At 63.7% G+C, this 26,004-nt stretch carries 21 protein-coding genes and 1 rRNA gene; all 22 read left to right on the forward strand.

Going from position 1 to position 26,004, the window contains the following annotated elements:
- Nucleotides 1-91, forward strand: a 5S ribosomal RNA gene (gene rrf / locus OK352_RS04635); the annotation flags it as partial.
- 344 nt (nucleotides 92-435) lie between these two features.
- The gene (locus tag OK352_RS04640) at nucleotides 436-1,269 is read left to right on the forward strand and encodes a PP2C family protein-serine/threonine phosphatase (RefSeq protein WP_265140287.1); all 834 of its coding nucleotides are present in this window, start codon (nucleotides 436-438) and stop codon (nucleotides 1,267-1,269) included.
- Between the two features lie 7 nt (nucleotides 1,270-1,276).
- Complete coding sequence (locus tag OK352_RS04645) at nucleotides 1,277-2,737, forward strand: FHA domain-containing protein (RefSeq protein ID WP_265140288.1); 1,461 nt, start codon at nucleotides 1,277-1,279, stop codon at nucleotides 2,735-2,737.
- 1 nt (nucleotide 2,738) lies between these two features.
- Complete coding sequence (locus tag OK352_RS04650) at nucleotides 2,739-4,382, forward strand: serine/threonine-protein kinase (protein ID WP_265140289.1); 1,644 nt, start codon at nucleotides 2,739-2,741, stop codon at nucleotides 4,380-4,382.
- On the forward strand, nucleotides 4,370-5,116 hold the full coding sequence (locus tag OK352_RS04655; protein ID WP_265140290.1) for a hypothetical protein: 747 nt from the start codon (nucleotides 4,370-4,372) through the stop codon (nucleotides 5,114-5,116). Before OK352_RS04650 ends, OK352_RS04655 begins: the two co-directional genes overlap by 13 nt.
- A gap of 105 nt (nucleotides 5,117-5,221) precedes the next feature.
- The gene (locus tag OK352_RS04660; RefSeq protein ID WP_265140291.1) at nucleotides 5,222-10,483 is read left to right on the forward strand and encodes an Ig-like domain-containing protein; all 5,262 of its coding nucleotides are present in this window, start codon (nucleotides 5,222-5,224) and stop codon (nucleotides 10,481-10,483) included.
- Between the two features lie 40 nt (nucleotides 10,484-10,523).
- Nucleotides 10,524-11,492, forward strand: coding sequence for an AAA family ATPase (locus OK352_RS04665; protein WP_265140292.1), 969 nt, complete (start codon nucleotides 10,524-10,526; stop codon nucleotides 11,490-11,492).
- Nucleotides 11,489-12,775 (forward strand): DUF58 domain-containing protein, encoded by a 1,287-nt coding sequence (locus OK352_RS04670; RefSeq protein WP_265140294.1) that lies wholly within the window; start codon nucleotides 11,489-11,491, stop codon nucleotides 12,773-12,775. Before OK352_RS04665 ends, OK352_RS04670 begins: the two co-directional genes overlap by 4 nt.
- Nucleotides 12,772-15,234, forward strand: coding sequence for a transglutaminase TgpA family protein (locus OK352_RS04675; RefSeq protein ID WP_265140295.1), 2,463 nt, complete (start codon nucleotides 12,772-12,774; stop codon nucleotides 15,232-15,234). Before OK352_RS04670 ends, OK352_RS04675 begins: the two co-directional genes overlap by 4 nt.
- Complete coding sequence (locus tag OK352_RS04680; protein WP_265140296.1) at nucleotides 15,224-15,871, forward strand: FHA domain-containing protein; 648 nt, start codon at nucleotides 15,224-15,226, stop codon at nucleotides 15,869-15,871. The genes OK352_RS04675 and OK352_RS04680 overlap by 11 nt, the downstream gene beginning before the upstream one ends.
- Nucleotides 15,858-16,370, forward strand: a complete 513-nt coding sequence (locus tag OK352_RS04685; protein WP_265140297.1) for a hypothetical protein — start codon at nucleotides 15,858-15,860, stop codon at nucleotides 16,368-16,370. Before OK352_RS04680 ends, OK352_RS04685 begins: the two co-directional genes overlap by 14 nt.
- A gap of 28 nt (nucleotides 16,371-16,398) precedes the next feature.
- Nucleotides 16,399-17,040 (forward strand): spermidine/putrescine ABC transporter substrate-binding protein, encoded by a 642-nt coding sequence (locus OK352_RS04690; protein ID WP_265140298.1) that lies wholly within the window; start codon nucleotides 16,399-16,401, stop codon nucleotides 17,038-17,040.
- 74 nt (nucleotides 17,041-17,114) lie between these two features.
- Complete coding sequence (locus OK352_RS04695; RefSeq protein WP_265140299.1) at nucleotides 17,115-18,545, forward strand: zinc ribbon domain-containing protein; 1,431 nt, start codon at nucleotides 17,115-17,117, stop codon at nucleotides 18,543-18,545.
- Nucleotides 18,546-18,851: 306 nt separating this feature from the next.
- On the forward strand, nucleotides 18,852-19,226 hold the full coding sequence (rpsL, locus tag OK352_RS04700) for a 30S ribosomal protein S12 (RefSeq protein WP_098409073.1): 375 nt from the start codon (nucleotides 18,852-18,854) through the stop codon (nucleotides 19,224-19,226).
- On the forward strand, nucleotides 19,226-19,696 hold the full coding sequence (gene rpsG / locus OK352_RS04705; RefSeq protein WP_265140301.1) for a 30S ribosomal protein S7: 471 nt from the start codon (nucleotides 19,226-19,228) through the stop codon (nucleotides 19,694-19,696). Before rpsL ends, rpsG begins: the two co-directional genes overlap by 1 nt.
- 81 nt (nucleotides 19,697-19,777) lie before the next feature.
- Nucleotides 19,778-21,892, forward strand: a complete 2,115-nt coding sequence (fusA, locus tag OK352_RS04710) for an elongation factor G (RefSeq protein WP_265140302.1) — start codon at nucleotides 19,778-19,780, stop codon at nucleotides 21,890-21,892.
- A 141-nt stretch (nucleotides 21,893-22,033) separates the two neighbouring features.
- Nucleotides 22,034-23,227, forward strand: a complete 1,194-nt coding sequence (gene tuf, locus OK352_RS04715; RefSeq protein WP_265140303.1) for an elongation factor Tu — start codon at nucleotides 22,034-22,036, stop codon at nucleotides 23,225-23,227.
- A gap of 138 nt (nucleotides 23,228-23,365) precedes the next feature.
- Nucleotides 23,366-23,572 (forward strand): antitoxin, encoded by a 207-nt coding sequence (locus OK352_RS04720; protein WP_265140304.1) that lies wholly within the window; start codon nucleotides 23,366-23,368, stop codon nucleotides 23,570-23,572.
- 454 nt (nucleotides 23,573-24,026) lie between these two features.
- On the forward strand, nucleotides 24,027-24,335 hold the full coding sequence (gene rpsJ / locus OK352_RS04725; RefSeq protein WP_098409068.1) for a 30S ribosomal protein S10: 309 nt from the start codon (nucleotides 24,027-24,029) through the stop codon (nucleotides 24,333-24,335).
- 8 nt (nucleotides 24,336-24,343) lie between these two features.
- Nucleotides 24,344-25,000 carry a 50S ribosomal protein L3 gene (rplC, locus tag OK352_RS04730; RefSeq protein WP_265140305.1) on the forward strand — a complete coding sequence of 219 codons (657 nt, stop codon included), beginning with the start codon at nucleotides 24,344-24,346 and terminating at the stop codon, nucleotides 24,998-25,000.
- A 4-nt stretch (nucleotides 25,001-25,004) separates the two neighbouring features.
- A complete protein-coding gene (gene rplD, locus OK352_RS04735) occupies nucleotides 25,005-25,694 on the forward strand; it encodes a 50S ribosomal protein L4 (RefSeq protein ID WP_265140306.1) in 690 nt (229 codons plus the stop codon).
- Nucleotides 25,691-25,990 (forward strand): 50S ribosomal protein L23, encoded by a 300-nt coding sequence (gene rplW, locus OK352_RS04740; protein WP_265140307.1) that lies wholly within the window; start codon nucleotides 25,691-25,693, stop codon nucleotides 25,988-25,990. The genes rplD and rplW overlap by 4 nt, the downstream gene beginning before the upstream one ends.
- Nucleotides 25,991-26,004 lie beyond the last annotated feature (14 nt).

Below are 26,004 nucleotides of genomic sequence, written 5' to 3' on the forward strand. Positions count from 1 at the left end.
GCCCGGTCACATTCCGAACCCGGAAGCTAAGGCTCTCAGCGCCGATGGTACTGCAGGGGGGACCCTGTGGGAGAGTAGGACACCGCCGGACTTAACTTACACAACGTGAAGGCCACCCCTGCCCGGGGTGGCCTTCACTGCGTTAACCCACCCACACACCCACCTGCACCGGTACAGACAGCCACCAGTACAGACAGCCACAGGTACCGCCACACCGGCACAGACAGCCACCGGTATAGCCACACCGGTACAGGCATCACCGGTACAGGCACATCACTAGTACCGGCATAATCGAGTGGGCTGCGATCAGAGCCCTTCAACTCGTGGAAGGCACCGCGGCCGCGACCCACACCCACAACACGCGTAATGGGGGCGTATTCGATGGGGAGAGCTCCCCATCGGAACCGATGCGCAAGCTAGCTAGGCTTGGGCCTTATGGCGACCCGCACGACGTACTCCCTTCCCCGCTCTCGGGTCGAGATCACTGTCACCGGTGTGACGGATGTTGGCCGCCGTCGCCGGGTGAACGAAGACTCCATCATCATGGCGTCGCCGATCTTCGCGGTCGCCGACGGAATGGGCGGCCACCAGCGCGGCGACGAGGCTAGCCGTGTCGTGGTGGAGCAGCTGCAGCTCAGTGTGCGCCCCGGCGAGCCGTCGAGCCCCGAGGTGGTCTTCACAGGAATCACCGCGGCCAATGCGAGAATCCTCTCGTGGGCGGACGAAGGCGGTGTCGCCGGCAGCACGGTCGCTGGCGTCGCGCTCGTCTCGTTGTCGCCGCAAGCGGACAGCCATTGGATGGTTTTCAACATCGGCGATTCGCGCGTGTACATTCTCAACGGTTCGCACCTGCGGCAGATCACCGTCGATCACTCGGCCGTGCAAGAGCTCATTGATGATGGCAGTATCACTCCAGAAGCCGCAGCGACGCACCCTCAGCGCAACGTCGTGACACGGGCCGTTGGAGTGGAAACCGACGCGGACCCCGACGTGTGGCTGCTCCCTGCAGAGGGCCACCAGACCTTCATCGTCTGCTCTGACGGGCTCAGCCGAGAAGTCACGGACGATGAAATTCGCAGCATCCTTCTTGAGGGCCCAGCCGACCCGGCACAGGCCCTCGTGGACCGGGCGCTGGCCTCCGGTGCGCGCGACAACGTCTCAGCTCTCGTCGTCGATACCGTCAGCATTGACACCACCCCGCCGAGCCCGGGATATCATGACACGAGAGGTTTGGGCGCGCTCGAAGAGACTCTGCCGCGCTCGAGGTAAGGACGATATGACGCACTTCAGCTACACCGCGGCACATCAGCGAGAGTGGATTGCGCTTGCAGCATCCGGTCGCCTTCTCGTCGTGCGCATCGACGACGACGCGGAACTGCTGACGCGGGTGACATCGCTGGACATCGGTACGCTGACCGTCCACGAAACCCTCGAAGCGCTCACTGCCGGTGGGCTCGCGAACACTCCCGCGTTCGGGCTGTGCTTCTGGGTCGCGGGCACACTCGAGACCGAGGGCCTTGGCGTGATCGTGTATGGCGAGACAGCGATTGACGTCGTGACCGCCGCCGAAACGGTCACGGTGCGGGCGACCGGAGTGAGCGGCTGGGGTGAACAGCTTGTCGAGAACGTCACGGGCATCGAGGTGCGCGGCGGCTCCGACACCGCCGACGCTCTGCCTCTCAGTCAGGGCGCTGCGTGGATCGCGGGTCTCTCGCTCGTCGCGGACGACACGAATCAGGATGCTGCAGGTGCAGCGACAGCGACCGTCGCCGACCCATCGGCCACCAGCTCCGACGCGTCGAAGCCGATCGCACACGAACCCGCCAGCGAACCCAAGCCGGACACCATCGCGATCGACGAGCCGCTCGCCGCGAAGTCGCCACCGCCGCTGCCGAACGCCTTTCCCGTCGTGACTCCGGACGCGTCCGGAGGCGAGAGCGACTCCGTCAAGCCTGTGACCGCTGAACAGCCGACATGGTCGGACGAGGCAGGCGCGGCGCTGGCGCCAGAGACCGAGACCGCTGCCGCGAATACTGAGGCCGGTGAGGTGCCGGACGGCCACGCAGAACCGGAGCGCCCCGCGTCTTCCGATGGATCAGACGACATCACCGGCCCGGAAAGCCCCGCCGGTACCGGGCCTTCAGCAGCACCGAGCGGTGTTGACGGCGCGGACGACGTGCCAGAGCTGACCCTGTTGCCCGGTGACGTCGCGGATCCCATCGAACTTCCCGAGCCCGACGAGCAGACCATCATGCGCACACCAGGGCAGCCGGTTGTGCCTGCACGCGAGGCACTGCTCGGCGACCACGACGGCATGACGGTCCTCGCGGAGGATGTCCGTGCAGCACGGGAGGCAGCGCATCTGCCCGAGGGAGTAGCCGACGAGTCCGCGAACATGCCGCAGTATGCATATGCGCTTGAGCTGCCCGGCGGCGCGCGCCAGCCGCTCGACGCTCCCGTCGTTCTCGGACGCGCGCCGAGTGTGTCCAATGTTCCGGCATCCGTTCTGCCGCATCTCGTGACGCTCGCGGGCGATGACATCTCGCGCACCCACGTACGCGTCGCCGTCGAGGGGGATGCTGTCGTGGTCACCGATCTCCACTCGAGCAACGGAACGATCGTCGAGGTGCCCGGGCGGTCACCCCAACAGCTGCGCGGCGGCGAGCCTGTGCCCGTGATCACCGGTACCGTGATCGACCTCGGCTCGGGCATCACGCTTCGCGTGCTCGAGGCTTAGCGTGGCGAGGCAGGCGGCGCAACCACCGAGGATCCCCGGTCTCCACGCAGAACGCCTGCTTGGATCTGGCGGCTTCAGCGACGTCTACCTGTATCGCCAAGAGCTTCCGCGCCGCGAGGTTGCCGTCAAGGTGCTCTCGCTCGACGAGGTCACTGAGGCTTCGCGGGCCGCGTTCGTCGACGAGGCGAACCTCATGGCCCAGGTCTCGGCACACCCGTACATCGTCACCATCTACAACGCCGCGGTCGCCGACGACGGACGGCCGTACTTCGTCATGGAGTACTGCCCCGGCCCAAGCCTGTCGCAGCAGTACCGGTACCGGCAGTTCACCGTGGCTGACGTGCTGCGCACCGGCATCCGGTTGACGAGTGCCGTCGCGACGGCACACGCGGCGGGTATCCTGCACCGTGACATCAAACCGGCCAACGTGCTCACGAACGCGTACGGGTGGCCTGCACTCGCGGACTTCGGCATCTCATCGGCTGTGGACGCCGACCACACCGCGGGGGGCGAGTCTGCGTCGCTCGGAATGTCGATCCCGTGGTCGCCTCCCGAAATGTTTGCCGACCATCCGGTCGCTGACGTGCGGAGTGACGTCTTCTCGCTCGCCGCCACCGTGTACACGCTGCTCGCGGGCCGCTCACCGTTCGAAGTGCCCGGTCAGCCGAACGGCTCGATCGACCTCATCGGGCGGATCGAACGCGGCACGGTGACCCCGCTCGAGCGTTCCGATGTTCCCGCTTCGCTCATGGCGGTGCTGCGGCGTGGCATGGCAACCCGGCGCGAAGACCGCTTTCCCAGTGCCGTCGACGTGGGCCGATCGCTGCAGCGTGTCGAGATGGAGCTCTCGTACGCGCCCACGCAGCTTGACGTGCCCAACCTTGCATCGGCGAAGCCGCAGAGCGACGACGGCGATGACGATGCCACGCGCATTCGCCCGATGACCACGGTGACGCCGAATCAGCGCACGCCGGAGACCCCGGTACCCGCCCCGCCTGTTCCGCAGGGGTCGGAGAGCGATGCCACGATCGCCCGCCCGGTGAAGCCCGTGTCGGCCCAGCCAGCGCCCGGTGCGCCCGCAGCTCCCGGGGACGCGAGGCGCCCTCAGCAGCGTCCCGTCACCCCACAGGCGGTGGTTCCGCATGACACCTCGGCGACGGCGCGGCGCGGCCCGGTGGCGCCCGTGTCCACGACGTCGGATGCTGCGGCAGAGCCAGCCGAGCCGGGTCGACGTCGGCGTCGCATCCTTCCCTTCGTCATTGCGGCAGTAGCCGTCGTCGTCGTGGGAGGCGGCGTCACGGCATCCCTGATGATCGCCGATGGGCCGCAGCCCGAACACACGGCGTCGTCGACAGGCGAGCCGTTGCTCGTCACGGGGGTCCCCGCTCCCGTGGAGAAGGGCATCACGGTGTCGGATGATGGCGCCAGCGTGACCTTTGAATGGACCAATCCCAACCCGAAGGCCGGTGACATGTACATCTGGCGGCGCTCTGAATCGGGTGAGCTGGGGCCGAAGCACGTGATCGACGAGACCTCGGTGACAATCGACGGTGTGTCAGATGGCGATAAGGTGTGTGTCACGGTCTTAATCAGCAGAGCGAGCGGAAAGACATCAACGGAACCATTGGAGATGTGCACATCGTGACGGCACCACGTATCGAGTTCTGCGGGGAATGGTACGACGTCAGCCCCGACGAGTTCTTCTATATTGGGCGCGAGGGAGACCTTGTCATTGACGACAACCCTTTTCTGCACCGGCGTTTCCTTGCCATTGGCCTCGAGAACGGGATGTACTGGCTCATCAACGTCGGCAACGCTCTTTCGGCAACGGTGACGGACAGCACAGGTCAGGTGCAGGCCTGGCTGGCACCCGGCGCCCGGCTTCCCGTCGTTTTCCGTGAGCTGCAGGTGCTGTTCAGTGCGGGATCGACAACATACGACTTCACGATCCACATGGACTCGGAGTTCTTCGGTACCTCACCTCTGACATCGGCGTCGAGCGGTGAGACCACGGTCGGACCGATCCACCTCACGAGTAACCAACGGCTGCTGATCCTCGCTTTGGCCGAAGACGTGTTGCGGCAGAATTCGCCAGGCCGTGGCGAGATCCCGGCCTCTGCTGAAGCGGCAGAGCGCCTCGGCTGGACGCAGACGGCGTTCAACCGCAAGCTCGACAACGTGTGTGACAAGCTGGACCGCTTCGGTGTGCCCGGCCTGCGGGGTGGCCGCGGAAAGCTCGCGACCAACCGGCGGTCACGCCTCGTCGAGTATGCGGTGTCGACGCGCATGGTCGACCCGAGCGATCTCGTGCTTCTCGATCAAGATCCGTCGGGCACGAGCTCAAGCACGGGTACGGGCGAGAACGTCGCAGAGAGCTAGAACTTTCGCCGTGTGACCGGCCGTGTTAGGTTAGGCTCCGGAATAACTGTGCCTTGAGCGCTGTCGAGCAGCTGGTAATCGAGACGGAACGTGTTTGTGGGGAGCATGAGGGGATGGTTGCGCGGCCGAAAGGTCACTGCATCCGTCATCGCGGCGTCCCTGATTCTTGCAGTACCGGTCACCTTCGCCGTCTTGCACCCGGGATACCCGGCCTCGGATGTCGACCTTGAGGCACGCGATGTCTGGGTGACGAACGGCAAAGAGCTTCTCGCCGGGCGGCTCAACAAGCAGATTGAAGAGCTTGATGCGTCGGTAGCGACGCTCGCGAACGACATTGACATCTTTCAGGATGGCGAGCTTGCCCTGCTGCACGACCGCGTCTCGTCCACGGTGCAGACCATCGATCCGGCGTACACCACGCTCGGAAACAGTGCCGACCTGCCGCCGGGCGCTGAGCTCGCCTATGGGGGAGGCCGTCTGGCTGTGCTCGAGCCCGAGAGCGGCAGCCTCTGGGTCACCAACGTGGCGGGCGGGCTCGACTTCACGACGGTCGACAACGAGCCCCTGCTCAAATTGGGGGCGGATGCTGCGATCGCGGTGTCACACGAGGGCGTCGTGTTCGCCGCGGCGCCGGCCGACGGCATCCTGTATTCGTACCCTGCCGACGGCGGCAAGCCGAGCGAGCAGGAGATTCCCTCAAGCGAGAGCTTTCAGCTGACAGCCGCGGGCGAGACGCCCGTGCTGTTCGACGGCGATGCGAACCGTGTCATCGTTCCGGGTCAGGATCCCATCGAGCTTCCGTCGACCGGTGTGAAGCTGCAGCAGTCGTCCGCCGACCCCGGCGAGGCACTCGTCGCTGGCGCAGAGTCGCTCATGTCCGTTCCACTGAACGGTGATGAGGTCACTGAGATCGATGCCGACATCAGCGCTCCGGCGGCCAACCCCGACGACGTCGCCGCCCCCGTGAACCTCGAGGGATGCTGGCACGCTGCGTGGGCCTCGGGCAGCCGTTACCTGGCACAGTGCGACGGTTCGGCTCCCACGCGCGAAGAGATCGACCCGTCGACGGCGGGTGCCGAGCTGGTGTTCCGCGTTAACCGCGACGTTATCGCCCTCAATAACCTGCAGACCGGTGACTCCTGGCTCGTCACCGAGAACATGCGCCTGGTGCACAACTGGGAGGACGTCACACCGCCCGAAGAAGATGACGGTGAAGAAGGCGACGAGAAATCGTCGGTGAAGTCGTTCGAGGACACCCTCGCCGAGCGTACCGACCAGAACCGGCCTCCGATCGCGAATGATGACAAGCTCGGAGTCCGGCCCGAACGCACGACGGTGCTGCCGCTGCTCAGCAATGACACGGATCCCGACGGCGATGTGCTCACGATCACCGATATCAAGGGGTTCTCTGAGAAGTGGGGCCAGCTGCAGTACATCGACGGCGGGCGTGCCCTGCAGTTCTCGCCGAAGGACGGCGTCGATGCGGGCACCTTCTCGTTCCGGTACAGCGTGAGCGACGGCCGGCCGGGCGGCGTCGCCGAAGGCGCGGTCAACGTGACGATCCGCCCGCCCGAGGCCAACGAGCCACCCGAGTCAGAGCGCGTCGGAGCGGCAGTCGTGGATGCAGGACAGACGATCACGTACGACGCGCTCGCCGACTGGCGAGACCCGGACGGCGACGACATTTACCTGGAATCGGCGGCGTCCGACGCCGGGGATCGCGTACGGTTCAACCCGGATGGGCGCATTACGGTGACCCACACGTCAGGGCAGCTCGGTCCGCGCGACATCGTGTTCACCGTGTCAGACGGTACGGCGTCCGAGACCGGTACTTTCACGCTTGACGTCAAGCCCGCAGGATCGTCGAACCCAGTGGGGACGCCGGACTTCGCCCAGACTTTCGTCGGTGAGGCCGTCGACGTCCATCCGCTCGACAATGACCTGTCGCCGTCGGGCGGGCAACTGGAGCTGTTGGGTGCCGAAGCGCTGCAGGGTGCGATCTCGGTCGCCGTCGATTCGGAGCGCGGCACCATTACGGCATCCGCCGGTAAGGCCGGCGCGTACTACGTCAAATACTCGCTCGGGGCGGGCGAACGCACCAGTATCGGGCTGATCCGCATTGAGGTGACCGAGAAGGCCGAAGCCGATCTCGCTCCCGTCGCCGTGCGAGACACCGGATACGTGCGACCAGGCGAGCCCGCGATGATCCCCGTGCTCGTCAACGACGTGTCACCGACCGGCGACGTGCTCGCGGTCAAATCGATCGAGGCGACCGGCGACGCCGCGCAGCTGTCGATCGAGCTGCTGTCGCAGAGCATGATCCGTGTCACGGCGACGGCAGAGGTGACGGGGCAGGTGCAGTTCTCTTACACCGTCTCTGATGGGCACAAGGAGTCGACAACGACAGTCACGATCGTGATGGTGCCACCTCTGTCGAAGCATCAGGCGCCGATCGCTGAAGACGACCAGGTGCGTGTGCGCGCGGGCGACATCGCGAGCGTGCCTGTGCTCGACAACGACATCCATCCCGACAACGCGGGCATGACCGTGGAGCAAGAGCTTGTGCAGGGCACCGAGAAGGGTCTCGCCTTCGTCACCGATGACAGGGTGCGCTATCAGGCTCCCGCAGAGGCCGGGGTGTACACCGCCGTGTACACGGTCGTTGACGATTATGGGCAGAAGGCGACAGCATCCGTCACCTTCACCGTCGTCGGGACGGACGAGGATTCCAACCAAGCACCCATCGCGAAGACACTGACGACGCGTGTGTTTGAAGGCAGCTCTGTCGACATCGAAATTCCGTTGGACGGGCTGGACCCTGACGGCGACTCCGTCGTGTATGACGGGCTCGCGAGCGCCCCGCTTCTGGGCGCCGTGCGCAACGAGAAGAGCCAGAGCTTCACGTACGTCGCAGGATCGATGGAACTCGGGACCGACACGTTCACCTACAAGATCAAGGACGTTCTGGGGGCGACGGCTGTCGGAACGATCAAGATCGCCGTCATTCCGCGCCCGGAGCAGGCGATGAACCCGGTGGCCGTCGACGACAGCATTGAGGTGAAGCCCGGCCGGGTTGCCTCGGTTCCCGTTCTCAAGAACGATTCGGACCCGAACCAGTACTCGATGTCGCTCGACGAGGAGCTCGAAGACGTTCCGGAAGACGTCGTGGCCACCGTGGAGGGCGAGAGCGTCGTCATCGAGGCACCGGATGTGGAGATGACCTTTGCGCTGCGTTATACGGTGCGCAATGAGAAGGGCGGATTCGACTCGGCCTATGTGATGGTGCGAGTCAGCGAAGAAGCGACGATTCAACCGCCGGGCGTGCAAGATCAGGTTGTGGAGCAGGAGGACGTCGTCGGCGAAGAGACCGTTGACATTGACATCTTCGATGGTGCAACGAACCCGGGCGGCCGCGTCTCTGACCTCACAGCGACCCTCGAGGGCCCGAACGCCGATCAGGCGAAGATTCTCGAGAATGGCAAGGTGCGCGTGACGCTCGGCGATAAACGTATGGCGATTACGTTCCGCCTGACGAATGAAGCGGACGATCTGAGTTCGGCAGCGTTCATTGTCGTGCCGCCCTACTCAGACGGGCAGCCGCCGCGCCTGCGGGAGGATCTGGCCGAGCAGATAGTCGACATGAATTCTACGAAGGAGTGGGATCTTGATGACATCGCGTATTCGCCGTCGGGCAAAGACATTTCGATCACGGGTGCTGACAACGTCTCGGCGTCGCGGAGCAATGGTGAGTCATCCTTCGTTGATGAGAAGACGCTGAGGTTTTCGCCGGCCGAGGACTACCGGGGACCTGCCTCGATTACGTTCGAGGTCACCGACGGCACGTCAACGGGCACGAGTCTGCTCGTTCTGCCGATCACTGTGGGTGACCCGAATTTTGAAGACATCGCTCCGACATTCACACCGCCCTCGATCACGATCGAGGCGGGTGAGGATGCTGTCGAGTTCGACCTGCGCAGTGCGGCCTCGCATCCGAACCCTGACGTCCTCAACCAGGTCACGTTCAGCGATCTGCGGGGGCAGGACAACGGCATCCAGGCGAAGCTGAGCGGGTCGACGCTCTCGGTGCAGGCGCCGTTCAAGACGCCGACGGGAACGTCTGTAACTCTCGGAGTCTCGATGAAGTTCAAGGACTTCACCGTTGACGGGCAGATCACCGTGACGGTCGTTGCGTCGACGCGGCCGATGCCCGCTGCCGTCGATCATGTCAACAATGACGCGCGCAAGGGGGAGACCTACACGATCAAGGCGCTGGCCGGGGCGTTCAATCCGTTCCCCGATGAGAAGCTCACGATCGTGAAGGCGGAGCTCGATTCCGGTGACGCCAAGGTGAGTACCGACGGCACGACGGTGACGGTGAAGACCGGGCCGGCGAAGAGCCAAGAGATCAGCATCATCTATACGATTCAGGATGCGACGGGGGACCAGCATCGGCAATCCTCGGCGCGTATCACGGTTGTGGTGAAGGACGTCCCGGATGCTCCGCCAGCGCCCAAAGCCGCACCAAGTGATAGCAACGTTCGAGTGACATTCAACGGTACCCCAGCCAACAACGGCTCTGATGTCACAAAGTACACCGTACGAAGAAGCGATGGAACGGAACGCACCAACTGCTCCCCAGGGACTGCGTGCGATTTCCCCTCAGACAACGGCAAGTCGTATTCGTTCCGGGTCAAGGCGACCAACGGGGTGGGGGACAGCTCATGGTCGCCGGAGTCAAAAAAGGTCACGCCGTGGGGAACGCCGTCGTCGCCAAGTCTGAAGTCGTTTACCGCAAACGGCAGTACCAATGGCAATGGAAAGGGTAAAGCAAAGATGACGGCCACCTGGAGTGCTCCGTCGTCGACTGGCGGAAGCGCCGTAACTTACAGCTGGAATGTCGACGGCGGTAGCGAGAAGACCACTTCTCAACTATCTGCCACCACAGGAATATTGTCGGCAGGAACTCATAAATTTAAGGTGAGGGCTTGCAACAACGGTGAAAAATGCAGCGACTATGTGTCGATTAGTGGCAAGGTGCCACAATACGATCCCGAGGTTACATTGGTGAAGGGCGTCGATGGTCCGAAAGAGCGTTGCTGGAACGGTAAGTGCGCGCAGAACACGTACCAGGTGCACTTCACATGGCAGTATTTCGAGGCAAATACCTACACGGTCGTTCCTCAATACTGCGACTCTGGTGAGTGGCACGACGTAGCGCCAGAACCGTACAAGATATCGATGGACAAGTCTGGGAACGAGACGACCTCGGCATGGGTGCAGCCTCAGCTTGCTAATTGCGGTATCCGAGTGAAGATCAGCGGAAACGGTGTGAATATCACGAGTGCGAAATACGACTTCCCGGGCTGACCAGCACGCCCATTTCTAGAAATTGACGCAGGAGACATTAGTGGACATCACTCAAGAGCAGGCTGACTGGTTCAAGGACGCCTTCACGAGCCTCGTCGACAACGTCGACAAGGCCATCGTCGGCAAGCAGGAGGTCATCCGGCTCGTCATCGCGTCCCTGCTGACCGGCGGCCACGTGCTGCTCGAGGACTACCCGGGAACAGGCAAGACCGTGCTGGCAAAGTCGCTCGCGAACACGCTCGAGGGCGCCAGCTCCCGCATCCAATTCACTCCCGACCTGCTGCCGAGCGACGTGACCGGCGTGACGATCTACAATCAGCAGACGCACGTCTTCGAGTTCCACAAAGGCCCGATCTTCGCGCAGATCGTGCTTGCTGACGAGATCAACCGTGCCTCGCCCAAGACCCAGAGCGCCCTGCTTGAGGTGATGGAAGAGGGGTTGGTCACCGTCGATAACGAGACCCACCCCGTCGGCAGCCCGTTCATGGTGATCGCCACCCAGAACCCGGTCGAGCAGTCCGGAACCTACAAACTGCCCGAGGCACAGCTCGACCGCTTTCTGATCAAGACGTCACTCGGCTACCCCGACCGTGACACGAGCGTGAACCTGCTTATGGACGCGGCAAACCGATCGCGCTCCGCCGGCGTCGGCCCCATCATCAACGCCGAATCGGTGAACGCCATGACGAAGCTTGCCGGAGACGTGCACGTCGAGCGCTCCATCATGGAGTACATCACCGATATCATCCACGCGACCCGTTCAGACAAAGACGTTGCGCTCGGTGTCAGCATGCGCGGAGGCCTCGCCCTCGCGCGGATCGTCAAGGTGTGGGCGCTCAGCCAAGGGCGCACATATGCGACACCGGACGACGTGAACGCGCTCGCCGTGCACGTTCTCGCGCACCGTCTGCTCATCGACCCCGAGTCGGAGTTCGCGGGCGTCACCGCACACGAGATCATCGACCGCATCCTTCTCTCGATCACTCCGCCGGCGTACCGCGCAGCATGAGCCTCACCGTCGAGCACGATACTCCGCAGACGACGACGCGCCGGTCGCCGCTGCGGACGCGTGCTGCGACGACGACGCAACGCGTCAGGCAGGGCATCGCCACGCTTGTCGTGCCCGTCTCGAAGGCTGTCAACCCGTTCTTCGCCACGGTCAGCTCAACGGGGTGGTTCGTCGCGATCACCGGCGTGATCCTGCTCACCGCCGGGCTGGTGCTCGGCTGGGCGGAAGTGATCTTCGTCGGCGCCACACTGATCGCCGCGTTCGCGATCGCCGCGTTGTTCACGATCGGGCGCTCACGATTCACCGTCTCGCTGCGCCTCAACCCGCGCCGCGTCACGGTCGGTGAGCGCGCAGTCGGCGAAATGATCGTCACCAACACCGCCAAGCGCAACTCCCTCGCCACAACATTCGAGTTGCCCGTCGGTGACGGACTCGCCGTCTTCGACGTGCCCACGCTGGCCCCGGATGCTGGCTCAGAAGAGCTCTTCGCCGTACCCACCGAGCACCGCGCCGTGATCGTGGCCGGCCCCTCCCGCTCGGTGCGCGGCGACCGCCTCGGACTGTTCCGCCGTGCCGTCGATTGGACGGAACCGATCGAGCTGTTCGTTCACCCGCGCATCGTCCGGCTGCACCCGACAGCCGCGGGACTCGTGCGCGACCTCGAGGGTCAGATCACCAAGAAGATCACGAACAACGACATCTCGTTCCACGCGCTGCGCGACTATGTGCGGGGCGACGACGTGCGGTATGTGCACTGGCGCAGCTCGGCGCGCACCGGCCAGCTGATGGTGCGGCAGTTCGAAGAGTCACGTCGGTCGCAGCTCACCATGGTGCACAGTGCCAACAAACGGTATTACACCAGCGACAATGAGTTCGAAATGGCCGTGTCTGTCACTGCCTCCATCGCCACTCAGGTGATCCGGGATGCCACGGACATCAACGTCGTCAGTGAAGGGATGCGCCTGCGCACACACACGCTGCAGGCGATGCTCGACGACAGCTGCCGCGTGCAGCCGGTCGACACCGACGAGTCTGCTCGTGACTTCGCCCGCGACGCGACAAAGCGCCTGCCTGACCCCAGCGTCGTTGTGATTGTCGCGGGGTCAGGCATGGACGCCGCCGATTATCGCAGCATCCAGCGTCTCTTCTCGGGCGAGGTTAACGTCATCGCCCTGCGCGTGACCGAGGGCGGTCAGCCGCGGGTGCAGGACGTCGCCGGTCTGCAGGTGTACACGATCGGCACTCTCCGGGATCTCCCGCGAATCATGGAGCGCGCGCAGTGAGTGAGCGTCGCGATGCTCGCAAGGCCAGACAGGATGCTGCCCGGCAGCAGTCCGCGTCGCCGGCAGGCAGAAAACGCATGCGTGCGCCCCGCGGCGCGTCGCCACGAGCGCCGCGTACACCGCGCACGCCACTGTCGCCCGGGACGGTCAGCGCGCAGACCTGGGTGGATATCGCCGTTGTCAGCGGCCTGATCCTCGTCGGCGCTCTCGGCTGGATGCCCGTGTTCGACGGCGCTCAGCATCTGCTGGCGTCGGCCGGTGGTCTTCTCGTCGGCCTCGGAACCGCCTGGGCGAGCCACCGGCTGCGGCTCAACGCGGTGACGACAGTGCTCGTCTTCTTTCTGACGTACTTTCTCTTCGGCAGTGCCTTCGCCCTGCCCGGCAATGCCCTGTGGTTCGTGCTGCCGACCCTCGACACGGTGCGGGATCTCGCCGTGGGCGCCGTCTTCGGCTGGACAGACGTGGTGACCCTTGCGGCACCGGTCGGCGCGCCGACGTACGTCGCCGTACTGCCCTACGTGTTCTCGATGGTGCTCGGCGCGGTCAGCGGCATACTGCTTCTGCGCTGGCTTCCCACGCGCTACCGGACGCTGTGGCGCTGCGCGTTGGTGCTCATTCTGCCCCTCATCGCCTACCTTGCCCCTCTCGTTCTCGGCACGCATGAGCCGTTCCTGCCCGCCGCGCGCGGCCTCCTCTTCGCCGTTGCCGCTCTCGTGTGGCTGGGATGGCGTCGACCCGAGGGGCGCAACATCAGCCTGTCTGAGAAGGCGGGACTGCGCAGAGCCCGCGTGGTCGGCACAGCGTTTGTCGCGGTCGCCGCCGTCGTGATCGGCGGCCTGGCAGCATCCATTCTTCTTCCCGCCCCCGAAAGTCGGCTCGTAGTGCGAGACGAAGTGCAGCCGCCGTTCGATCCCGAACAGTTCCCGAGCCCTCTTTCCGGGTACCGGCTGTACACGAAGACGCTCAACGAGACGGACTTGTTCACGGTGACGGGGATGATCCCCGGTGACCGGATCCGCCTGGCCGTCATGGACACCTACAACGGCCACCTGTGGAACGTAGCCGGGCCCGATCTCGCCACCGAAGGCTCCGGACTGTACGAGCTGAGCGGATCGACGCTACCTCCGCCGCCCCTTTCAGACGTCGTGGACCAGCGCCGCATCAGCGTCGACGTTCTCGGGTACTCCGGCCCGTGGCTGCCCACCATTGGCGTGCCCGAGACGATCGACCTCGATGGGATCGACCGCGAACGCTCTCGAGGATTCCGTTATAACGCCTCCACCGGATCAGCCGTACTGATCGACGGCGTCACCTCGGGCATCGAATACTCGATGCGCAGCGGCATCCAGGCGGTTCCCGGTGATGAGACGTTGACAGACACGCCCGTCGCCGCCGTCGGCATGCCACCCGTCGAGAAAGTTCCCGACGTCGTGGTGGCGAAAGCGAAAGAGTACGTGGGCGGCGCCGAAACGCCCATCGAACAGCTGCGTGCTATCGAATCGGCCCTCGTCACGAACGGCTTCCTCAGCCACGGGCGAGAGACGGATGCTGCGTCATCACGCGCCGGCCACGGAGCCGACCGCATGGAAGAACTGTTCACGCGCTCACAGCTGATTGGCGACGAAGAGCAGTACGCGTCGGCGATGGCCCTCATGGCGCGCAGCTTCGGCTATCCAGCGCGCGTTGTCATGGGCTTCCAATCCGATGCGGTTGTCGAAGGCTCTCCGACGACGATCACGGGTGACGACGTGACGGCGTGGGTGGAGGTTCCGTTCGAGGGCGTCGGCTGGATCCCGTTCTTCCCGACCCCGGACGAGACCGAGATCCCGCAGGATCAGAATCCGAAGCCGCAGAGCGAACCGCAGCCGCAGGTGAGACAACCGCCGCGCTCAGAGAAGCGGCCTGACGACCTCCTCACCGACAGCGACATCGACGACAAGAAGGACAAGGAAGAGGACGACGGCTTCGCGCTGCCCGTCTGGGCCATTGCGACGCTCGCAGCTGTGGGCGGACTGCTGCTTCTGTACCTCATTCCCCTCGTGATCATCGCGCTCATCAAACGACGCCGCGTGAAGCGTCGCAGACGAGCCGCCACGCCCGACGCACGGGCATCGGGCGCGTGGGATGAATTCCTCGATCGGCATACGGAGCTCGGTTATGACGTTCCGCTCCGCACGCGTGCGGGAATCGCCGGTGCGCTGGCGGGGCAAAGAGACGCGGATGCTGTGGCGACAGCTACGCTCGAGGGCATGGCGTTCAGCGCCGACGCCGCCGTATTCGCCGCAGAAGACGCCGCTGACGGCGACATCGATGTGCTGTGGACACAGACGGATGAGCAATCGCGTCTGTCACGCCGGGCGGTAAGCTGGTGGAGACGCCAGGTGAGCCGCTTCCGCGTCAGCCGGGCACGTCGCGGAAGAGCGCGAAAGAAGGCGTCGAGGAGGAACGATGGGCGCTGACGAGACGGCAGGGTCGCCCGGGCCGGACACGTGGAACGGAGTTCCCGTTCCTCCGCGTCCGCCGCTACCCGTTCTTCCGGGCACAGAGCCCCGCGAGTCAGTTGAGTCGATCGCCCCGGTGACGGTACCGCCGGGGATCGACAATGACACGAGGCGCCCCGACGACGAGAGACCACCGCGGTTCATCGGGCTCCCTCCCGGCATGCAGGCGGATATCGACACGGTGCCGACGACAACGGGGAGCACGCCGCGCACGGAGGCGGCCGAGGTCAGCGCTGACGACAGCGTCTCGGATCTCGATCTCGAATTTCCGGACGGCAGCCGCGTACGTGCCGAGGGCAGCATCCTGATCGGTCGCGACCCGACGGCGCAATCGGCGTTCCCCGACGCCCAACTGGTCTCCATTGTCGATGTCACCCGCAGCGTGTCGAAGACTCACGCGGCCGTGCAATGGTCACGCGGCGCTGTGTGGGTGACAGATCTCAACTCGACGAACGGAACCCGAATCCTCGACGCGACGGGACGCGAGACCGCGTGCGTGCCCGAGGCCCCGACACCCGCGCCCCGCGACGGAGGCATCCTCTTCGGACGCTGCCACGTTCCGCTTCGGGCGAGGGGGAGCGATGGATCCGCATGAGGCCAGAGACCCTCGCCTGATCGCCCTGGCGCAGACGGCGTTCACCGTCGTACTGTATTTGGCGCTGATCATCGCGAGCTTCGGCGTTCTGAGTCTGCTGACCGACACCGACGTGATCGATGTCGAGTCGAGCTTGCTGCTGGCGCCGGCGATGGTGGCCGCAGCCGTCGTCATTGTCGCGCTCCGGCTCGTTGGTGCGGCCATTCGCCTCGTGCAGGATCGCGAGCGCGGCGACCTCGCAGTGCGCATTCCTCTCGTGGCAAGCATCCTGACGGGTTTTTGTGCGCTGCTCGGGTACATCGTCATCGGCGGGATGCTGCGAGCTGTCGCTCTGCGTAACCCAGAGGAGCTTGTCGGCTTCGCCCTGCACGAACTGCTGCGGCCGTACAGCGTGACTCTCGGCGTCTGGGCTCTGATCGTGCACATCGCGTTCGTCGTGATGATCGGTCTGGGTGGGGATGACCCGAAGCGTCCCCTTTGGCCGTGGGAGAAGAGCTGAAAAGCGCAGTTCAGAGTACGGTTGGAGTATGGAGCGGACCCTCGAGGCCAAGGTCGGCGGCGCTGTCGACGCGTGGATAGCCTGGCTCCCTCGGTGGAAGCCGGCCACCCATCGCGTGCGCACACGTCTGTGCCGCCGGTGCCTCGGCTCGCCGTTCCTCAAGGCGATCGGGCTCGACGCCGATGTTCCGCATGGTGTGCAGCACGGCCTCACGACGCGCATGAAGGCACTCATCGATGACGTCGTCGACGAGTACACGGACCAGAATCTTCCCGTGTTGTCTCGCGAGCTCAAAGAGACGGAACGGCGCAAGGCACGCTCGTATCGCCCAGAGGTGGGCCTCGATCCCGAGTTCGACGGGCTGCAGCTTGACCCGGATCCCGTGCCCGGTGAGCCGTTTCTGTTCACGCTTGGTGAGCTGGCTGAAGGGGACGGACCGCCCGAGTCTGTGCGCCCGATCGAACTGAGCGAGGAAGAGAAGCAGGCGCTGCGCACCGAGATCCGTCTGGCCGACGAATGTGCCGATCATGCGGGCCGGTTGATCTGCGGATTCCTCCAGCAGCACCGCGTGCGTGCCCGCGAGGCCGTCGCGGAAATTGTCGAGCCGCAGGTAACCGCGTTGCTTGACGCGCTGTCCGAAAGTCTCGACGTGCCGCCCACGCGGTGGTGAGGTGGACAGAAGTACCCCTGGACGCCGCATAAGTATGTCGACAAACTGGTATCACCAAAGCACAAGGGGGAGAGATGTCGTACCCACCCAACGACCCACAGCAGCCGTGGCAGAACGGCAATCAACAGGGCAACCAGCCGCAGCAGCCTGAGCAGCCGCCGTACGGTCAACCGCAGCAGCAGCCTCAGCAGCAGCCGTATGGGCAGCCTCAGCAGCCTCAGCCGTACGGACAGCCGCAGCAGCCGTATGGGCAGCCCGCGCCGCAGCAGCAGCCGCAGCAACCGCAGCAGCCGTACGGCCAGCCGCCGCAGCAGCCCGCGGCGGCACCGAACCCGTACCCTCAGACGCCGGGCGAGCAGCAGCCGACGGGGCAGCAGCCCACAGGCCCGCACGAGCCGTACAGTCAGCAGCCCGAATACGGCTCCCAGCAGACTCAGGTGTACCCGCCGCAGAACCAGGTCGGTTACCCAGGAGGCGGGGACGGCGGACAGCCGCCGCGGAAGAAGAAATCGCCCGTCGGCTGGATTGCCGGGGGCGCAGCGCTCCTGCTCATCATCATCGCGGGTGTCGTCGGAATCTCCATCGGAAACTCGGCGCACGCACCGCAGAATCAGGTGACCGCATACCTTGACCTCCTGAAGGCCGGTAAGGCCGAGCAGGCGCTCAAGCAGTCGGGAGTCAAGGTCGAAAAGAGCGATGTCCTTCTGACCGACGAGGCATACAAGTCGGCAGACGACAAGATCTCGAAGTACACCATCTCGTCGACAGAGGTCAGTGGTGACAGCGCATCGGTCACGGCCTCGATCTCGCAGGGAGGCGAAACCTACGAGCAGACGTTCGAGCTCAGCAAGGCGGGCAAGGACCTGGTCTTCTTCGACAAGTGGAAGCTCGACCCGCCGAAGCTCGGCGAGATCTCGTATTCGGTGAGCGGGCCCGACAGCGTGCAGATCGCTGTCAACGGCGTCACGGTGGGCGCAGATTCCGAGGGTGCGCTGCGTGCGCTTCCCGGCACCTACGCCATCTCCACGTCAGAAGACCAGGGCGTCTTCGAGGCGGAGGGCGTCTCATCGACGGTCCTTGGCTTCGGCAACGAGAGCGAAGAGGCCGCTGAGCTGACCGTCGGGCTCTCAGACGACGGGGTCAAGGCAGCCGAGGGGGCAGTGTCGAAGTACCTCGATGAGTGCGAGTCGTCCACCGAGGCGAAGCCGAAGGGATGCCCCAACTGGGTCAACGACGAGGGTGTCGACAAGATTGACGACATCGTCTGGACCTTCGAAACTCAGCCCGAGTTCACCGTGGGGGACTACGACGGCTCCGGGTGGGCTGTGACGACGGACAGTGAAGGCGAGTTCAGCCTCGACTGCACGGTCACCATTGACGGCCAGACAGAGAAGCACGTCGGCCTCAAGGCGGGCACGCTTCCCTTCGATGTCGATGGCATGGTCACATTCGATGAGGAGGGCAACGCAACATTCGAGTGGGACGGAGACGATTCGGGCTACTGAGTTCGCAACCTTCCGTAGCACAGGCCCGGTTTTTGCCGGGCCTGTGCTATTTGACCGTCATCCGCTCGGGCCGTATTATTGTTCGGGTGTGCGCATTCGCGTGCGTTGAACCGTGCCTACGCGCGGAGAGACCACGCCGAGGCATTCACATCCTGGGTCGGTTCAGTATGGAACGGCCCCCACGGCATATTCGCCACCAGCATCCGTCACGCTTTGCCGGATGGGCGGATCGTGGCGGCACGTGAGAAATCGCGTGCCTCACCATCACATATTCGCTGTCACCGTGCAGCACATTGAGGAGAAGCAGTGCCAACTATTCAGCAGTTGGTCCGCAAGGGACGCAAGTCGAAGTCTGCCAAGACCAAGGCTCCTGCCCTGAAGGCCAACCCCCAGCAGCGAGGCGTGTGCACACGCGTCTACACGACCACCCCGAAGAAGCCGAACTCGGCGATGCGCAAGGTGGCCCGTGTGAAGCTTTCGAACGGTACAGAGGTCACCGCGTACATCCCGGGTGAAGGCCACAACCTTCAGGAGCACTCGATGGTGCTCGTCCGTGGTGGACGTGTGAAGGACCTCCCCGGTGTTCGTTACCGCATCGTTCGTGGTGCTCTCGACACCCAGGCCGTCAAGAACCGCAAGCAGGGTCGCAGCCACTACGGCGCGAAGATGGAGAAGAAGTAATGCCACGTAAGGGACCCGCACCCAAGCGCCCGGTCGTTGCTGACCCCGTCTACGGCGCCCCCATCGTCAGCCAGCTCGTCAACAAGATCCTCGTTGACGGCAAGAAGGCCCTCGCCGAGCGCATCGTCTATGACGCGCTTGAGGGCGTTGCGGCGAAGAACAGCCAGGATGCTGTCGTCACCTTGAAGAAGGCTCTCGACAACGTCCGTCCGTCCATCGAGGTCAAGAGCCGCCGTGTCGGTGGCTCGACGTACCAGGTTCCGGTCGAGGTCAAGCCTCACCGCGCCAACACTCTCGCACTGCGCTGGCTCGTGAGCTACGCGAAGGGCCGCCGCGAGAAGACGATGACGGAGCGACTCACCAACGAGATCCTCGACGCCTCGAACGGCCTTGGCGCCGCGGTGAAGCGTCGCGAGGACACTCACAAGATGGCCGAGTCGAACCGCGCGTTCGCACACTACCGCTGGTAGCAGTCGGCGGCGCTCTCCGCAGCAGGCCTGGGGAGAGCGCCCGCCACCCCACACTTCACTTTCACTTTCCGGAGGAACCCCGTGGCACAAGACGTGCTCACTGACCTGAAGAAGGTTCGCAACATCGGCATCATGGCGCACATCGATGCCGGTAAGACCACTACCACTGAGCGCATCCTGTTCTACACGGGCGTCAACCACAAGCTCGGTGAGACCCACGACGGTGGAGCAACCACCGACTGGATGGAGCAGGAGCAGGAGCGTGGCATCACGATCACCTCTGCTGCTGTCACGTGCTTCTGGGAGAACAACCAGATCAACATCATCGACACCCCGGGTCACGTTGACTTCACCGTCGAGGTGGAGCGCTCGCTGCGCGTGCTCGACGGTGCCGTCGCTGTCTTCGACGGCAAAGAGGGCGTTGAGCCCCAGTCAGAGACCGTGTGGCGTCAGGCCGACAAGTATGACGTCCCGCGCATCTGCTTCGTCAACAAGATGGACAAGCTCGGTGCCGACTTCTACTACACGGTCGAGACGATCAAGAGTCGTCTCGGCGCGAAGCCACTCGTGATTCAGCTGCCGATCGGTGCCGAGAACGACTTCGTCGGCATTGTCGACCTTGTCGAGATGCGCGCGAAGGTCTGGCCCGGCGACTCGAAGGGCGACGTCACGATGGGCGCGAAGTTCGAGGTCCGCGACATCCCGGAGGAACTCAAGGCCAAGGCCGAGGAGTACCGCACGGAGCTTCTTGAGGCCGTTGCCGAGACGAGCGATGAGCTCATGGAGAAGTACTTCTCCGGCGAAGAGCTCACTATTGACGAGATCAAAGCAGCGATCCGCAAGCTCACGAGCAACAGCGAGATCTACCCGGTTCTCTGTGGTTCGGCGTTCAAGAACCGCGGTGTGCAGCCGATGCTGGATGCCGTCGTTGATTACCTCCCATCTCCGCTCGACGTTCCTGCCATTGAGGCACACGACCCGCGCGATGAAGAGAAGGTCATCCTGCGCCACGCCGACAGTGCTGAGCCGTTCTCCGCATTGGCGTTCAAGGTTGCCGTTCACCCGTTCTTCGGTCGACTGACCTACGTGCGCGTGTATTCAGGTCACCTCGACAGCGGTGCGCAGATCGTGAACTCGACGAAGCAGAAGAAGGAGCGCATCGGGAAGATCTTCCAGATGCACGCCAACAAGGAGAACCCCGTCGATTCGGTGACCGCAGGCCACATCTACGCGGTCATCGGGCTGAAAGACACCACGACGGGCGACACGCTCTCGGATCCGGCCTCTCCGGTCGTCCTTGAGTCGATGACATTCCCTGAGCCCGTCATCGAGGTAGCGATCGAGCCGAAGACCAAGGCTGACCAGGAGAAGCTGTCGACGGCTATCCAGCGACTCGCCGAGGAAGACCCGACGTTCCGCGTTGAGCTGAACGTCGAGACGGGTCAGACGATCATTAAGGGCATGGGCGAGCTCCAGCTCGACGTCCTCGTCGACCGCATGAAGCGTGAATTCCGCGTCGAGGCAAACGTGGGCAAGCCCCAGGTCGCCTTCCGCGAGACGATTCGCCGCGCCGTGCCGCGTCACGACTACACCCACAAGAAGCAGACCGGTGGTTCCGGTCAGTTCGCGAAGATCCAGTTCGCACTCGAACCTATGGAGGTTGAGGGCGACAAGATCTACGAGTTCGAGAACAAGGTGACCGGTGGCCGCGTTCCGCGCGAGTACATTCCATCAGTCGATGCCGGGTTCCAGGACGCGCTTCAGGTGGGAATTCTCGCGGGCTACCCGATGGTCGGCGTCAAGGCGACGCTGCTCGACGGTGCTGCTCACGATGTGGACTCGTCGGAGATGGCGTTCAAGATCGCCGGTTCGATGGGTATCAAAGAAGCCCTCCCCAAGGCCAGCCCGGCTCTTCTTGAGCCGCTCATGGCTGTTGAGGTGCGTACTCCAGAGGAGTACATGGGTGATGTCATCGGCGACCTCAACTCGCGCCGCGGCATGATCCAGTCGATGGAGGATGCGTCGGGTGTCAAGGTGATTCGCGCCAACGTCCCCCTCTCGGAGATGTTCGGATACATCGGTGACTTGCGATCGAAGACCTCCGGTCGTGCCGTGTACTCGATGCAGTTCGAGACGTACGCCGAGGTCCCGAAGGCTGTCGCCGACGAGATCATCCAAAAGGCCAAGGGCGAATAGTCCTTTGCTGCTGGGCGCCACCTGTGGACACAGTGCGGCGCCCAGTCCTCACCTAGTAACATAAATACACAAATCCCCGTAGAGAATCGGTCGCAATCCAGTGCCCGCTGTATCTACACGAGAGTCCTGAGGAGGACCACAGTGGCTAAGGCCAAGTTCGAGCGGACCAAGCCGCACGTAAACATCGGAACGATCGGTCACGTCGACCACGGTAAGACAACACTCACCGCGGCGATCTCGCACGTTCTCTCACTCAAGTACCCGTCTGACGTCAACGTTCAGCAGGACTTCGCCAGCATCGACTCGGCACCTGAAGAGCGTCAGCGCGGCATCACGATCAATATCTCGCACATCGAGTACGAGACCCCGAAGCGTCACTACGCTCACGTTGACGCCCCGGGCCACGCCGACTACGTGAAGAACATGATCACCGGTGCCGCTCAGATGGACGGCGCGATCCTCGTGGTCGCCGCCACTGACGGCCCGATGGCTCAGACCCGTGAGCACGTCCTGCTCGCCAAGCAGGTTGGTGTTCCCTACCTCGTTGTGGCTCTGAACAAGTCGGACATGGTGGACGACGAAGAGATCATGGAGCTCGTCGAGCTCGAGGTTCGCGAGCTTCTCTCGAGCCAGAGCTTCGACGGCGACAACGCTCCGGTCATCCCGGTTTCGGCACTCAAGGCTCTTGAGGGCGACGCCAAGTGGGAGCAGGCCATCGTTGACCTCATGGAGGCCGTCGACGAGAACGTTCCTGACCCCGTGCGCGACAAGGACAAGCCGTTCCTCATGCCGATCGAGGACGTCTTCACGATCACCGGTCGTGGAACAGTCGTCACCGGCCGCGCCGAGCGCGGAACTCTTGCGATCAACTCCGAGGTCGAGATCGTCGGCATCCGCCCGACGCAGAAGACCACGGTCACTGGTATCGAGATGTTCCACAAGCAGCTCGACGAAGCATGGGCTGGCGAGAACTGTGGTCTGCTCCTTCGCGGCACCAAGCGCGAGGACGTCGAGCGCGGTCAGGTCGTTGTGAAGCCGGGTTCGGTCACGCCGCACACGAACTTCGAGGGCACTGCATACATCCTCTCGAAGGACGAGGGTGGGCGTCACAACCCGTTCTACACGAACTACCGCCCGCAGTTCTACTTCCGCACCACGGACGTCACCGGTGTCATCTCGCTGCCCGAGGGCACCGAGATGGTCATGCCTGGCGACACCACCGACATGTCGGTCGAGCTGATCCAGCCGATCGCTATGGAAGAGGGCCTCGGCTTTGCTATCCGTGAGGGTGGCCGCACCGTTGGTGCCGGTACCGTCACCAAGATCAACAAGTAGTCCTCGCGACTTCTGATCTCACAAGAATGGGGTCGGGCCTTCGGGCCCGGCCCCATTCTTTTTGTCTCAGCTCTTGTTTCACCTGTGTCGAGTCGGCAGAATGGCCTGACACCGCCCGTCGATTCAACAGGAGGAACTATGGGACTCTTCGACAAAGGCAAGGATCTGTTCGAGCAGAACAAGGACACGATCGACGATGCACTGCATTCAGAGAAGGCTGAGGACGTGAGCGATCAGGTTCTCGACAAGGCCTCCGAAGGAGCCGACGGCCTCACGGGCGGGAAGTTTACAGACAAAATCGACAGTGCGCGCGACGCCGCCGACGAGAAGATCGGCGACGAGTAGGCGTCGACGAACGTCCGAACGGCGGAGGGCTCGATCACTCGGGCCCTCCGCCGTCGTGTGCGCCGTTAACCGGGACTCTCCTGAGAATCCCGCGGTGCCCGCCCACACCGCGACACGCCCGGGTTGCACAATGCCGTGAAATCTGGCAAACTCAACTAGTTCAATACTTCGGACGCGCCGTGTGGCGTGCCTTCCGGATCACTGCCAGGCAGTGCATAGACCGTAGAGATGTCTAGGCCGCGGGCAGCAGGACACCGACTTAATCACTCCGACAAAAACGCTGACTATCCGCGTGCCCGGAAACAGGTACACGGCCAGCGGGAGTGATGAAGCTTGACAGAAGAACAGTGGTACGCGAAGCAGTGCCAGCGGTGAAGGGAATTCCCGTCGCCGCACAGTAAAGAGCGTCCAATGCGAGAAATTCGTAAGACGCACGACAGAGAGTGAGTCACAGATGGCGGGACAGAAGATCCGCATTCGACTTAAGTCGTACGACCATGAGGTCATCGACACCTCGGCGCGCAAGATCGTCGACACAGTCACCCGCGCGGGTGCACAGGTCGTCGGCCCCGTGCCGCTTCCGACAGAGAAGAACGTGGTGTGTGTCATTCGTTCACCCCACAAGTACAAGGACAGCCGCGAGCACTTCGAGATGCGTACCCACAAGCGGTTGATCGACATCGTCGACCCGACACCGAAGGCCGTTGACTCGCTCATGCGACTCGACCTCCCGGCCGACGTCAACATCGAGATCAAGCTCTAAGGGAAGTCATGGCTACGCAGAACAAGACCAGCAAGGGTCTGCTCGGCAAGAAGCTGGGCATGACTCAGGTGTGGGACGACGCAGGCAAAGTTGTTCCCGTCACCGTTATCGAGATCACTCCGAACGTTGTGACCCAGGTCCGTACCCCCGAGGTCGACGGCTACAACGCCGTCCAGATCGCCGCAGGCGAGATCGACCCGCGCAAGGTGGACCAGCCGACCAGCGGTCACTACAAGAACGCGGGCGTCACCCCTCGCCGTCACCTCACCGAGGTTCGCACGGAAGACGCTGCTGACTACTCACTCGGTCAGGAGCTCACCGTCGACACGACATTCGAGGCAGGCCAGAAGGTCGACGTTGTCGGAACGTCCAAGGGCAAGGGCTTCGCCGGTGTCATGAAGCGCCACAACTTCCAGGGCGTCTCGGCATCGCACGGTGCTCACCGCAACCACCGCAAGCCCGGTTCCATCGGCGCATCGGCGACCCCGGGCCGCGTGTTCAAGGGTCACCGCATGGCTGGCCGCATGGGCGGTGACCGCGTCACGGTTCTCAACCTCCGTGTACACGCGATCGACGCTGAGAAGGGCCTCATGCTCGTCAAGGGCGCTGTCCCCGGTCCCCGTGGCCGCATCGTTTTCGTCCGCAACGCAGTGAAGGGAGCGTAGTTCAATGGCTACCTCGCTCGACGTTCTCGACACCAAGGGTAAGAAGGCCGGCACGGTTGACCTTCCCGCCGAGGTGTTCGACGTTCAGACAAACATTCCGCTGATTCACCAGGTTGTCGTGGCTCAGCAGGCCGCTGCGCGCCAGGGCACTCACAAGACCAAGGGTCGCGGTGAGGTCTCAGGTTCCGGCGTCAAGCCGTTCAAGCAGAAGGGCACCGGCCGGGCTCGTCAGGGCTCGATCCGTATGCCGCAGCACAAGGGCGGTGGCATCGTCCACGGACCAGTGCCGCGTGACTACGCTCAGCGCACCCCCAAGAAGATGATCGCGGCAGCACTTCGCGGTTCTCTCTCTGACCGTGCTCGCGGTGGCCGCATCCACGTCGTCGAGACGTTCGCGGTCGCAGACGAGCGACTCACCAAGAACGCTGCAACGTACCTCGCGGACGTCGTCGAGTCGAAGAACGTTCTGATCGTTCTCGACCGTGACGACGAGACGAGCCACCGCGCCGTCCGCAACATCCCGACAGTGCACGTTCTCACCTACGACCAGCTGAACGCCTATGACGTTCTCGTCTCTGACGACATCGTATTCACGAAGGCTGCCTTCGAGGGTTTCGTCGCCAGCCATGCTTCGGGCACGTCGGCCACCAAGGCCGCGGGTTCGGCAGAAGCAACTGAGGAGGTCTCGGCATGAGCCAGACAATCAAAGACCCCCGCGAGATCATCATCGCGCCGGTCGTCTCTGAGAAGAGCTACGGGCTCATCGACGAAGGCAAGTACACGTTCATCGTCGACGACCGCGCGAACAAGACGGAGATCAAGTTCGCCATCGAGAAGATCTTCAGCGTCAAGGTCTCGTCGGTGAACACGCTGAACCGTCAGGGCAAGACCCGCCGCACTCGCTTCGGCATCGGCAAGCGCAAGGACACCAAGCGCGCCATCGTCACGCTGAAGTCCGGTTCCATCGACATCTTCACGGCTGTCGGCTAGGAGTACAGGAAGAA

The sequence above is a fragment of the Microbacterium sp. MPKO10 genome (assembly GCF_026107415.2).
Taxonomy (GTDB): Bacteria; Actinomycetota; Actinomycetes; order Actinomycetales; family Microbacteriaceae; genus Paramicrobacterium.

Bases quoted from the DNA above. Each gene is read 5' to 3' on its own strand.
- rpsJ (WP_098409068.1), top strand. From the start codon at position 24,027: ATGGCGGGACAGAAGATCCGCATTCGACTTAAGTCGTACGACCATGAG.
- OK352_RS04645 (WP_265140288.1), top strand. From the start codon at position 1,277: ATGACGCACTTCAGCTACACCGCGGCACATCAGCGAGAGTGGATTGCG.
- OK352_RS04685 (WP_265140297.1), top strand. From the start codon at position 15,858: ATGGATCCGCATGAGGCCAGAGACCCTCGCCTGATCGCCCTGGCGCAG.
- OK352_RS04680 (WP_265140296.1), top strand. From the start codon at position 15,224: ATGGGCGCTGACGAGACGGCAGGGTCGCCCGGGCCGGACACGTGGAAC.
- OK352_RS04640 (WP_265140287.1), top strand. From the start codon at position 436: ATGGCGACCCGCACGACGTACTCCCTTCCCCGCTCTCGGGTCGAGATC.
- rplD (WP_265140306.1), top strand. From the start codon at position 25,005: ATGGCTACCTCGCTCGACGTTCTCGACACCAAGGGTAAGAAGGCCGGC.
- OK352_RS04660 (WP_265140291.1), top strand. From the start codon at position 5,222: ATGAGGGGATGGTTGCGCGGCCGAAAGGTCACTGCATCCGTCATCGCG.
- OK352_RS04690 (WP_265140298.1), top strand. From the start codon at position 16,399: ATGGAGCGGACCCTCGAGGCCAAGGTCGGCGGCGCTGTCGACGCGTGG.
- rplW (WP_265140307.1), top strand. From the start codon at position 25,691: ATGAGCCAGACAATCAAAGACCCCCGCGAGATCATCATCGCGCCGGTC.
- rpsG (WP_265140301.1), top strand. From the start codon at position 19,226: ATGCCACGTAAGGGACCCGCACCCAAGCGCCCGGTCGTTGCTGACCCC.
- OK352_RS04720 (WP_265140304.1), top strand. From the start codon at position 23,366: ATGGGACTCTTCGACAAAGGCAAGGATCTGTTCGAGCAGAACAAGGAC.
- rplC (WP_265140305.1), top strand. From the start codon at position 24,344: ATGGCTACGCAGAACAAGACCAGCAAGGGTCTGCTCGGCAAGAAGCTG.
- OK352_RS04695 (WP_265140299.1), top strand. From the start codon at position 17,115: ATGTCGTACCCACCCAACGACCCACAGCAGCCGTGGCAGAACGGCAAT.
- OK352_RS04670 (WP_265140294.1), top strand. From the start codon at position 11,489: ATGAGCCTCACCGTCGAGCACGATACTCCGCAGACGACGACGCGCCGG.